Below are 9,883 nucleotides of genomic sequence, written 5' to 3' on the forward strand. Positions count from 1 at the left end.
CTTTTTAAAGACTGTTTTTGATAAAGTTGAGCGAGCCTTGGACTGATAGGCTCTGACACAGCGAATCGAATTCTTCTTGTAGCTGCATCAAGTTACATTCTGATTGCACAGAAGCGGTAATAGAGATATGGAATTGGTCGTTGTCGAGTTGAACCTTAGATTTATTGATGGTTCGTGCACTTAACGAATCGAGGCCGATGTTTCGGTCTGCGAAGAACTGGGTAAACTGCTCAGTAAGTCCGATTTTATCGTCTGACTCAACGAACACCTCTACTGTGTAAGAGTTCTCAATAACATCATGAGTTGAGGTTCGCTTCATAATCGTAATCAAGTCGTGCTCTTGTCCAAGCAAGGGCAAGGTGGTTTCAACGCGGGTAATGTTGTTTGCCTTTCCAGACAGCAGCATGATAAGCGTAAATTCTTCGCCAAACAGGGCGATACGGCTATCAATAATGTTACAGCCTGATTGGGTGACTAAATGAACCACTTGGTTGCATACACCTGGGCGATCAGTGCCCACAGCTGTGATTACTAGATGTTGAGTCATAAAATCACGTCTCTTTATATTCCATTGATTCATGCATGTTAGCACAGTTAGCTCGTGGAATAAGCGTGCGTGCGGGGCTTTTTATGTGCGACCTTGCTTCGAACATGCAACCAATGATAAGAATATCGAGCGCGTTAAAAAATGAGATAGAGCGATGAGAGCACAGCTTACTTGTTACTGACATCCAGTGATGTGCTATCCGCTAGATTGAGTGCAGGTTACCCAAATTCTAGGTAGAACGCCGTTAGAAGTCGTTTTACCTCAAACATACGACAATATTTAATGCAGATGTTGCCGGTAAGCCACTTTAATGTCTTGTGTTTATTGATTGGCTTACAGTAACATGCAAAAAGAATAAATTAAGGGAGATAGACATGTTTTCAGGAAGTATCGTTGCGCTAGTTACGCCATTTAATACAGATGGTGAAGTGGATTTCGACAGCCTTAAAAAGTTAGTTGAGCACCATATTGCTGCAGGTAGTGATGGTCTGGTTGCGGTTGGCACAACAGGTGAGTCTTCAACACTCACTATTGAAGAGCATGTCAAAGTCGTCAACAAGATCGTTGAATTTGCTGATGGTCGTATTCCCGTTATCGCTGGTACAGGTGCAAATGCAACTCATGAATCTGTTCTATTCAGCCGTTTGTTGAATGGTTCTGGTATTGCTGGTTGCCTGAGCGTAACGCCTTACTACAACAAACCGACTCAAGAAGGTTTGTACCAACACTACAAAGCGATTGCTGAAGTCAGTGACGTTCCACAAATTCTATACAATGTTCCAGGTCGTACTGCGGTAGACTTGTTGCCAGAAACGGTTGCTCGTCTTGCTGAGATCGAAAACATCGTTGCACTGAAAGATGCGACGGGTGATCTCGACAGAATTGCAATTCACCGTGAACTTTGTGGCGAAGACTTTATCTTACTAAGTGGTGATGACTTAACAGGCCTAGAATTTGTTAAGCGTGGTGGCGATGGCGTGATCTCTGTAACGAACAATGTTGCAGCCGCTGATATGGCAACCATGTTCAAGCTAGCAAAAGAAGGTAAGTTTGAAGAAGCGGAAGCGATCAATGAGCGTTTGATGCCTCTACATAAGAATTTGTTCGTTGAGTCTAACCCTATTCCCGTAAAATGGGCGGTTCATAAAATGGGTCTGATTGCTGAAGGTGGCTTACGTCTACCGCTGACTGAACTGTCAGAGCCAGCTCAACCTGTTGTTGCTCAAGCAATGACTGAAGCGTGCATTTACTAAAACGTATGAAGTGATGCCGAAGCGAACCTTCGGCATTTAGGAGTATAAATGAAGTATTCTCACCAGCTAGTGATTGGGTCACTGGCTGTTTTCGTTCTTACAGCATGTTCTGGCAACCCGACTCAACGTCGCCAAGCCAAAGATGATTTCGAATACTTAGAAACACCTGAGTTTTCACAATGGCAATTGCCTGTAGATGCTCAGCCTCAGTTCTACCCAAATTTTGACATCCCAAGCGGTGAATTCAGTGGTGGTACTGGTCGTGAAGTGGATATTCGTCCACCGCAACAGGTTCTTGAACTGATCCCGGGTGCTCGTGCTGAGCGTCAAAACGGTGAAGTGACACTATGGCTTCTTCGCGCAGAAGAGGCAGACCGCGTGTGGCAAACGGCTGTAGATATGCTGGCTCAACGTGGTATTGGTATTCGTGAGCAATCAGAGAATGAGATTGAGACCGATTGGGTAACTTGGGTTTCTGAAGATGAAGACGTAGAGATTGGTAGTCGTTACTCTATCTCTCGCTTCCAAGCAAACAACCGTCATGGCTTCAAGATTAATCTGATTGATTGGCGTGAAGGTACTGAAGAGAAAACAGTAACGGCAACCAATAAAGAGCGTTACAACGCGTTCCTGACCAACCTAGTTATGGCTAAGTACGATGAAAACCTTCGTGCTGAAGCGGCGCTGAAAGCGCAAGAGTTGGTGAAGCGTATTCCAATTTCAATGGGTGCTGACCGTAGTGGTTTCCCTGTGATTATTGCTCGTACGCCATACAATGTATTCTGGCAGCGTCTGCCTAACTTGTTGCCTGAAATGGGCTTTGAGCTTGAAGAACGCAATCAATCTCAGGGTACGGTGAAGGCGAAGTACGCAGCACCAGATGATGAGTTCTGGGAAGAAATTGGCCTACAGCCTATCGACTTAGCGCCAGGCACTTACAACTTCCTATTTGGTGACCTTGGCAACCGTACGTCAATCAACGTAACGGATGCATCAGGTAAGCCAGTAGAAGAAGAGCTGCTTAAGTCTATGGTTCCGGTATTAGCGCATATTGCTGACCAAACCAAAGATGACAAAGAAGCGAAAGCTGAGTAGTCATTCAAGCCGTCACAAGCTGAGTTAAATCAGCCTTGTGATTAGCAAAAGCAAATAAAAAAGAGGACACACTGTGTCCTCTTTTTTATTGTATTCGTTGTCATCAGGCTACATTGGTCAATCAAAATTGGTCAATCAAGCTGATTAGCCAAAGCAAAAGGCTATGCGTCTTTATTGTCTTTGGATTCTTCTTTTTCAGCTTTCTCTTGGTTAAGTTTATCCGAGCGATTGAGCTTATCTAAATCTCGCTCAGTTTTACCACGCCCCGTCAGATCCATATTGGCTGTCTGTTTGAGCGCTGCGATGTTACCCACAACAACGCTAACTACGATGATGATGATAACCCAAGGGTTTGTAAGCCACTCCAACATAAGCGCTCCTAATGACTGATATTCGCTACGAAGCGTGCATAGATCTCGTCTAGCTGCTCCATAATAATCTCATACCCTAATACTGGCTTAGATTGGAGTTGCTTGCCAAGTAAAGTCGGAGATAACTGTGATAAACACGACTCCGATACTTTGCGATGGCTGATATGCCATGGTTCGATCGCCACACCACCCAAATCTTGGCTGTAAGGAAAGAAGAAACCAAATTGTGCAGCATGAACTGATAGCCATTGGTAAAACGATTGCTGGTGGCCAGTAAGGTATTCCCATGGTTCTAATTGCAGATGTATGCCTTCAGGTAAGTGGTTACGAGCAAAGACATCGAAGTCACAACCCCAATGATGACGACTCGCGCCGGGAAGCGCAGACCATCTCAGGATAGCCGATAGCTTTTGTTGTTCGGTCAGTTTTGAAGCATCAAGAGGTTGGCTTTCTGAATCTAATATCGGAGCTTCGCCAGAAAACTTACGGTTCCAAATCAGAGATTGCCTTTCATAGTCGCGAAAGCCACTGGCAATCTCCATTTTAAAACCAGCGAGCTGAGCAGCTTCAATCAAATTATTCAGGTCATTCTTAACCTCACTGTGGACCAAGAAGGTCTTGGTGCCGATCAGGCTAGGCTCTAGATGAGAATCTGATTGTCCGGTAAGCTGCTCTGGTGTCATAACGAGTCTCTCAATAATTGGATGCTATGAATCGCTGATGAAAGACTATTTAGCGAATAGGTTCACTAATGTTCTTTCGTACATGTCAGTTAGCTTTTCTAAATCGGCTACCTTCACGCATTCGTTAACCTTGTGAATCGTTGCATTCACAGGGCCTAGTTCAACCACTTGTCCGCCCATACGTGCAATAAAGCGACCATCAGATGTCCCGCCAGTCGTTAGCAGTGCTGGTTTCACATCATTGACGTGACCCACTGCATCAACAATAGCATCAAGCAGTGAGCCTGCGTCTGTTAAGAACGGGTCGCCATTGAATGTCCATTTCAAATCGTATTCGAAATCATACTTGTCGAGTGTCGTTGTGATGCGCTCAACGATGATGTCGTTGCTTAACTCTGTACTAAAGCGTAGGTTAAACTGAACATTAAACTCACCAGGGATCACGTTTGAAGCACCAGTACCCGCACTCACATTTGGAATTTGGAAACTGGTTGGCGGGAAGTAATCATTACCTTTGTCCCACTCGGTCGTTGCCAGTTCGTTGATCGCAAGTAGAGAGCTGTGTACTGGGTTGTTTGCTAGGTGAGGGTAGGCAACATGACCTTGTGTGCCTTTAATCGTTAGGTCGCCAGTGATAGAGCCACGACGGCCGTTCTTCACGACATCACCCACGAACTCAGTGCTCGATGGTTCACCAACGATACACATATCGATGTTTTCACCGCGCGCCATTAATGCTTCAACAACACGTACAGTACCGTTGATGAAAGGACCTTCCTCATCTGAAGTGATCAGGAAACCAATTGAGCCTGTGTGGTCTGGGTGTTTGGCAATGAACTGCTCGACGGCAACAATCATTGAAGCCAGAGAGCCTTTCATATCAGCAGCGCCACGGCCATGTAGGAAACCGTCTACGATAGTCGGTTCGAATGGCTTAGTGTTCCACTGTTCGATTGGGCCTGCAGGTACCACATCAGTGTGACCAGCAAAAGCAAACAGAGGCGCTTCAGTACCACGACGAGCCCAGAAGTTGGTCGTATCTTCAAATACCATCACTTCGATTTCAAAACCGAGTGCTTTTAAGCGTTCAATCATCAGGTCTTGGCAGCCTGCATCTTCTGGTGTTACCGATTGACGGCTGATTAGGTCTTTTGCCAGAGCCAAAGTTGGGCTATCTGTCATCCTTGAATTCCTTGTTTAAATAAAACGTCTAGTCATTAATTTTTAGGCGCTGATTCACTGATCAACGTCCTGTTGTCTGTCTATGTAAATACAACGATCTAAGCAAAAATAGCCGCGTATTGGTCGGCTTTAAATCCGATGTGAAGCTTACCCTCAACTTTTAAGATTGGGCGCTTGATCATTGCAGGTTGTTCAACAAGCAAAGTCACCGCTTTTTCTTCTGTTAGGGTGTCTTTCTGTTCTTGAGAAAGTTGGCGATAAGTCGTACCACGTTTGTTTAGCACAAGCTCCCAGCCTAGCTCAGAGCAGAAGCTTGTTACTAGCTCTTCTGTGATGCCTTGTTTGCGATAATCGTGAAATTCGAACTCGATACCTTCAGCTTCGAGCCATTTCTTTGCTTTTTTAATGGTGTCGCAATTTGGGATACCAAACATGGTGATAGTCATTATTCTTCCTTTGAGTGATTTTATTTCATTGTTATGAGTTGAATCCTATCAGGAAGCAGCAACTCAGACAAAATAGAGTGATGAATATTTCATAGAGTGAAAAAAAAGCGTAAGAAAATGTCACTATTGGAGACTTATTGATCAGCCTCAACATGTTGTCAGCGAAAAAAGAAATAATTGAGCTGCACATATATAGGAGGTGTCAATGGAGTTGAGTCCTGTTTTTGCAAGGCGGCTATATTTAGCATTGTTAGTGGAAAGCCTTGATAGGCCAAATGTGCCTAAACTCATCGAAAAAACGGGGTGGCCTCGTCGTACTATTCAAGATGTACTCAAGGCGTTACCGGGGATCGGTATCGAACTTATGTTTGTTCAAGATGGGCGACGTCATAATGATGGCTATTACCAGTTATCCGACTGGGGGCCATTTGACAGTCAATGGGTTATCCAGCGTAAAGGCGATATAGCAACAAGCCTTGGATTTAGTGCATAAGCCAGCGAAAGCTGGCTTTCTTTTGGGTGTCATAAAATCAAAGCATATCGATATGCCGCTTTAGTTGCTTACTCGCACAGGTAGGCGGTACCAAGCATAGTCACGGATGTGGAAAAATCTTGGGGAAGTGTGAATATCACGGTATCTGCGCCTAGCTCAATCGTATTCGACTTGAGTTGATTCATGGCGCCTTGAATCAATGTGTCATTTGGGTAAAACAGGTAGTTGTACCAATGGCCTTCGCTGCCTGTGACTTCCCCTTTATACTGACATTTATCGATATTAATCACGCCATGGTAATCCATTTGCACGTTGGCAGCTTCGCTATGAGGCGTTGATGTCGGTGTCGTGCAACCGAGTAACACGCTACTCATAGCCAAAGCGATTAATTCCTTTTTCATACGCTTATCCTGTTATTTCATCAAATAAATCGCGAAGCCTATCCAGCTAGCGAACAATAATAACCACGGCAATTTACTGGCGTGATTTGATGTTGTTTCATTATCCAAGTCGACATTCTGTTCTTGGTCTTGGTCTTGGTCTTGGTTCGCTTGTAGAGTCTGCTTCTCTTTCTGTACGCGCTTTTTAGCTTTATCGGCTTGGCGGCTGCGTTCTTTTTGCTGTTTCTTGTACAGTGCGATGCCTTTCTCGATACCCTGAGCAATCAGTTTAGTTTGTTCTTTGGTTTGAGCTGGCTTTTGAGTCGCTTTGGCTATCTTCAGTGCTTCCTGTTGAGATTCAACAGAGGGCGTATTAGTTTTGTTTTTCATACTGAGTTCGACAATTAAAACGGATTGGCTACTAAGATAACGCAAAGCTAGTTAAGTATGAATGATTTGCGTTAAAGTGTTGGTTTGAAAATAAGTGAAAGTGAGATTTGTGCGGTACTCCATAGAACAATACGACAAGCACGGCTTTTTGAAAGCTCCAATCTTGCTCTGGCTAGGTTGGTTGTTTCTTGCGAAAGCCTTGGTCGTTTTCATTGTTGCAGGCGCAAGCCGAGAATCGGGAACCGATATTCTTGAGATAATCTACCCAGACCATCAGATGTTTTATGTCGGGATCGCGTTGAGTGTGCCTAGTTTGCTGCTGATGTGGTTATTTGGGCTAAGATCGCCAGATAGAAAGCGCCTTAACAAAGTCGTGTCATGGGGACGTTGGGTTACCACGATGGCTATCTTGGCACAGGGCTCCCATACGATTTATTTAATCTATTTGGATAACGGATGGTTCCGTTGGTCAAATGGCATCACCCTATTGTTGCTGCTGTGGTTAGCGCTTTATCTAACCAATAGCCATGCTGCAAGGGATTGCTTTAAAGTGGTTGAGCACGAAGACTGATTCTCATCAAAACATTTGTCCCATTCACAATTATACTTAGAAGCTAAAACTGGAAGGAATAATCTATGCTTAATGTTTCAAATGAGCAGCCTAACGTTCAAAGTGCTATTTTGCCTGAAGCTGGGCCTTTCGCGCTTTACGTTCAACTTAAAGTGAACGCTAATACTGCTAATGTACTAGCAGAAATTCAAAAGCTTCCGACTCTAATCGACGAACTAAACCAAACTCAGCCTGATGCGAACTTAACGGCATCGGTTGCGTTCTCAAAAGCTTTTTGGGATAAGTTCGAGCAAGCAGCGCCCGCTGATTTGATCGACTTCCCTGTGCTGGGTGAAGGTGATATCACCGCGCCGAGCACACTGTCTGATGTTCTGATTCACTGTCATTCAAACCGACATGATCTGCACTTCTTTATCTTGCGTAAATTGCTATCTGAAGTAGCAGCTGATGTTGAAGTGGTTGATGAAACTTATGGTTACCGCTTCCTAGACTCTCGTGACATGACAGACTTTGTTGATGGCACTGAAAACCCGAAAGACGCACAACGTGCTGAAGTCGCTATTGTGCCTGAGGGTGAATTCGCTGGTGGTAGTTATGTAATGGTGCAGCGTTTTGTGCATAACCTGCCAGCTTGGAATCGTTTGAATGTATCGGCACAAGAGAAAGTGATTGGCCGAACTAAACCTGATTCAATTGAGTTAGATGATGTTCCTGCGGCGTCTCACGTTGGCCGTGTGGATATCAAAGAAGAAGGCAAGGGGCTTAAGATTGTTCGCCACAGTCTACCTTACGGTACTGCTACGGGCGACCACGGCTTATTGTTCATTGCTTACTGTAACGTTCGTCATAACTTCGATGCGATGTTAGAGAGCATGTACGGCGTAACTGATGGCAAAACAGACCAACTGCTTCGCTTTACTAAAGCGGTGACTGGCGCGTATTACTTTGCTCCTTCAACTGAGATGTTGAGTGCATTAACGATTAAGTAAGTCGTCTCAAAAAGAATAAACAAAGGGAGCCTCAGGGCTCCTTTTTTATTAAAGCTTTATATGAATTGGTCGATATAAGAGCAATCGTGAGTTTTATTCCTCTTTTTGTAAGCGAAGGTCTATGGCTATAACTGTTAATACCAATGTCTCAGCGCTGGTGGCCCAGAGAAACCTCTCTAATGCCAATAACATGCTGAACCAATCTTTGGAGCGCTTGGCTTCAGGGAGTCGTATTAACAGCGCTAAAGACGATGCTGCAGGGCTACAAATTTCGAACCGCTTGGAAGCGCAGATGAGTGGTATTGATGTCGCTGTGCGTAATGCGAATGATGGTATATCTATCATGCAAACCGCTGAAGGCGCGATGAATGAAACCACCAATATCATGCAGCGCATGCGCGACTTGTCTCTACAAGCAAGCAACGGTTCAAATAGCCAGTCGGAAAGAACGGCGATTCAAGAAGAGATTACCGCCTTAAACGATGAGCTGAATCGTATTGCAGAGACCACTTCTTTTGGTGGCAAAAAACTTCTCAATGGTAATTTTGGTAGTACGTCATTTCAGATTGGTGGCAGTTCGGGCGAAGCTGTGCAGATTGGTTTGAAAAGCATGCGTACTGATGACATCAACATGGGCGGCTTTAGCTACGTTGCTAATGGCATGGCCAGTGATTCATGGGAAGTGAAATCAAACCAGAATGATATGACGATGTCGTTTACCGATCGTTTTGGTCAGCCACAAGAGATCACCATCAACGCGAAAGCGGGCGATGATATCGAAGAGTTGGCGACCTACATTAATGGTCAAACGGATCTCTTATCGGCTTCTGTTAATGATGACGGACAACTTCAGATTTATATGTCAGGTGAAGATACCGCGGGTACCATCTCTTTTTCAGGTTCATTAGCCAGTGAGCTTTCGATGTCAGCGGGCTATTACGAGTCAGTTAATGACATCAATGTAACGGATGTGGGTGGTGCTCAGCGCGCCGTCTCTATTTTGGATACGGCGATGAAGTATGTCGATAGCCATCGCTCTGAATTAGGGGCAATGCAAAACCGCTTTGATCATGCCATTAACAATCTTGAAAACGTTCATGAGAATTTGGCGACATCAAACAGTCGAATCAAAGATACCGACTACGCCAAAGAAACCACTCAAATGCTCAAGCAACAAATACTGCAGCAAGTGAGCACAACGATACTTGCTCAAGCCAAGCAAGCGCCGAATCTAGCTTTAACGTTATTAGGTTAATGAATTACCTACAATCTTATAAAAGCATTTCAGCTTGGTCGGTGCTTTTTGGCGAATAAAAATACAATTTCTCACTCGACTGACTTCCCGGCAACTTTAGCGATTTTCTCATCTTTTTTCGATAATTTTACGACCAGTCACGCTTTCTTCTGTTTTACCGCTATTTCTTTAAATTTGTTGTTTTTTTCCTAAAGGTTTCGCCAATCACGCCGTTATTAAAAGTAACTT

Annotated in this window: 13 protein-coding genes; 6 read left to right on the plus strand and 7 right to left on the minus strand. The window is 44.4% G+C overall.

Annotation, left to right across the window (positions count from 1 at the left end):
• Nucleotides 1-4: 4 nt before the first annotated feature.
• Nucleotides 5-547, minus strand: coding sequence for a glycine cleavage system protein R (locus AB4493_RS07310; RefSeq protein ID WP_017060705.1), 543 nt, complete (start codon nt 545-547; stop codon nt 5-7).
• A 374-nt stretch (nt 548-921) separates the two neighbouring features.
• On the opposite strand from AB4493_RS07310, the gene dapA reads away from it, so the two are divergent.
• Together dapA and bamC are read left to right on the plus strand one after the other, a co-directional pair.
• A complete protein-coding gene (dapA, locus tag AB4493_RS07315) occupies nt 922-1,800 on the plus strand; it encodes a 4-hydroxy-tetrahydrodipicolinate synthase (RefSeq protein WP_017060704.1) in 879 nt (292 codons plus the stop codon).
• A gap of 48 nt (nt 1,801-1,848) precedes the next feature.
• Nucleotides 1,849-2,895, plus strand: a complete 1,047-nt coding sequence (gene bamC, locus AB4493_RS07320; RefSeq protein ID WP_017060703.1) for an outer membrane protein assembly factor BamC — start codon at nt 1,849-1,851, stop codon at nt 2,893-2,895.
• A 161-nt stretch (nt 2,896-3,056) separates the two neighbouring features.
• On the opposite strand, the gene AB4493_RS07325 is transcribed toward bamC, so the two are convergent.
• From AB4493_RS07325 to AB4493_RS07340, 4 genes are all read right to left on the minus strand, one after another.
• Entirely contained in the window at nt 3,057-3,266 is a 210-nt protein-coding gene (locus AB4493_RS07325) for a DUF2897 family protein (RefSeq protein WP_017060702.1), read from the minus strand.
• An 8-nt stretch (nt 3,267-3,274) separates the two neighbouring features.
• The gene (locus AB4493_RS07330) at nt 3,275-3,949 is read right to left on the minus strand and encodes a M15 family metallopeptidase (RefSeq protein WP_017063385.1); all 675 of its coding nucleotides are present in this window, start codon (nt 3,947-3,949) and stop codon (nt 3,275-3,277) included.
• Between the two features lie 45 nt (nt 3,950-3,994).
• Entirely contained in the window at nt 3,995-5,131 is a 1,137-nt protein-coding gene (dapE, locus tag AB4493_RS07335) for a succinyl-diaminopimelate desuccinylase (RefSeq protein ID WP_372154732.1), read from the minus strand.
• Between the two features lie 98 nt (nt 5,132-5,229).
• Nucleotides 5,230-5,577 (minus strand): ArsC family reductase, encoded by a 348-nt coding sequence (locus AB4493_RS07340; protein WP_017060699.1) that lies wholly within the window; start codon nt 5,575-5,577, stop codon nt 5,230-5,232.
• A 205-nt stretch (nt 5,578-5,782) separates the two neighbouring features.
• Here AB4493_RS07340 and AB4493_RS07345 point away from each other — a divergent pair, with 205 nt between their 5' ends.
• Entirely contained in the window at nt 5,783-6,070 is a 288-nt protein-coding gene (locus AB4493_RS07345; protein ID WP_004734273.1) for a helix-turn-helix domain-containing protein, read from the plus strand.
• Nucleotides 6,071-6,138: 68 nt separating this feature from the next.
• On the opposite strand, the gene AB4493_RS07350 is transcribed toward AB4493_RS07345, so the two are convergent.
• Together AB4493_RS07350 and AB4493_RS07355 are read right to left on the minus strand one after the other, a co-directional pair.
• Entirely contained in the window at nt 6,139-6,471 is a 333-nt protein-coding gene (locus AB4493_RS07350; RefSeq protein ID WP_372137934.1) for a DUF4156 domain-containing protein, read from the minus strand.
• 12 nt (nt 6,472-6,483) lie between these two features.
• Nucleotides 6,484-6,840 carry a DUF2956 domain-containing protein gene (locus tag AB4493_RS07355; protein WP_372099687.1) on the minus strand — a complete coding sequence of 119 codons (357 nt, stop codon included), beginning with the start codon at nt 6,838-6,840 and terminating at the stop codon, nt 6,484-6,486.
• Between the two features lie 109 nt (nt 6,841-6,949).
• Between AB4493_RS07355 and AB4493_RS07360 the strand changes: the two genes are divergently transcribed.
• The 3 genes from AB4493_RS07360 to AB4493_RS07370 all read left to right on the plus strand — a co-directional run bounded on the left by AB4493_RS07360 (nt 6,950) and on the right by AB4493_RS07370 (nt 9,655).
• The gene (locus AB4493_RS07360; RefSeq protein WP_372154733.1) at nt 6,950-7,411 is read left to right on the plus strand and encodes a DUF2919 domain-containing protein; all 462 of its coding nucleotides are present in this window, start codon (nt 6,950-6,952) and stop codon (nt 7,409-7,411) included.
• A gap of 65 nt (nt 7,412-7,476) precedes the next feature.
• A complete protein-coding gene (locus tag AB4493_RS07365; protein WP_371724310.1) occupies nt 7,477-8,400 on the plus strand; it encodes a Dyp-type peroxidase in 924 nt (307 codons plus the stop codon).
• 121 nt (nt 8,401-8,521) lie between these two features.
• Nucleotides 8,522-9,655 carry a flagellin gene (locus AB4493_RS07370; protein WP_372058932.1) on the plus strand — a complete coding sequence of 378 codons (1,134 nt, stop codon included), beginning with the start codon at nt 8,522-8,524 and terminating at the stop codon, nt 9,653-9,655.
• Nucleotides 9,656-9,883: the final 228 nt, after the last annotated feature.

Source organism: Vibrio sp. 10N.222.55.A1 (assembly GCF_041473835.1).
Lineage (GTDB): Bacteria > Pseudomonadota > Gammaproteobacteria > Enterobacterales > Vibrionaceae > Vibrio > Vibrio crassostreae_C.

Bases quoted from the DNA above. Each gene is read 5' to 3' on its own strand.
- dapA (WP_017060704.1), top strand. From the start codon at position 922: ATGTTTTCAGGAAGTATCGTTGCGCTAGTTACGCCATTTAATACAGAT.
- AB4493_RS07355 (WP_372099687.1), bottom strand. From the start codon at position 6,840: ATGAAAAACAAAACTAATACGCCCTCTGTTGAATCTCAACAGGAAGCA.
- AB4493_RS07310 (WP_017060705.1), bottom strand. From the start codon at position 547: ATGACTCAACATCTAGTAATCACAGCTGTGGGCACTGATCGCCCAGGT.
- AB4493_RS07365 (WP_371724310.1), top strand. From the start codon at position 7,477: ATGCTTAATGTTTCAAATGAGCAGCCTAACGTTCAAAGTGCTATTTTG.
- AB4493_RS07325 (WP_017060702.1), bottom strand. From the start codon at position 3,266: ATGTTGGAGTGGCTTACAAACCCTTGGGTTATCATCATCATCGTAGTT.
- bamC (WP_017060703.1), top strand. From the start codon at position 1,849: ATGAAGTATTCTCACCAGCTAGTGATTGGGTCACTGGCTGTTTTCGTT.
- AB4493_RS07340 (WP_017060699.1), bottom strand. From the start codon at position 5,577: ATGACTATCACCATGTTTGGTATCCCAAATTGCGACACCATTAAAAAA.
- dapE (WP_372154732.1), bottom strand. From the start codon at position 5,131: ATGACAGATAGCCCAACTTTGGCTCTGGCAAAAGACCTAATCAGCCGT.
- AB4493_RS07370 (WP_372058932.1), top strand. From the start codon at position 8,522: ATGGCTATAACTGTTAATACCAATGTCTCAGCGCTGGTGGCCCAGAGA.
- AB4493_RS07345 (WP_004734273.1), top strand. From the start codon at position 5,783: ATGGAGTTGAGTCCTGTTTTTGCAAGGCGGCTATATTTAGCATTGTTA.
- AB4493_RS07350 (WP_372137934.1), bottom strand. From the start codon at position 6,471: ATGAAAAAGGAATTAATCGCTTTGGCTATGAGTAGCGTGTTACTCGGT.
- AB4493_RS07330 (WP_017063385.1), bottom strand. From the start codon at position 3,949: ATGACACCAGAGCAGCTTACCGGACAATCAGATTCTCATCTAGAGCCT.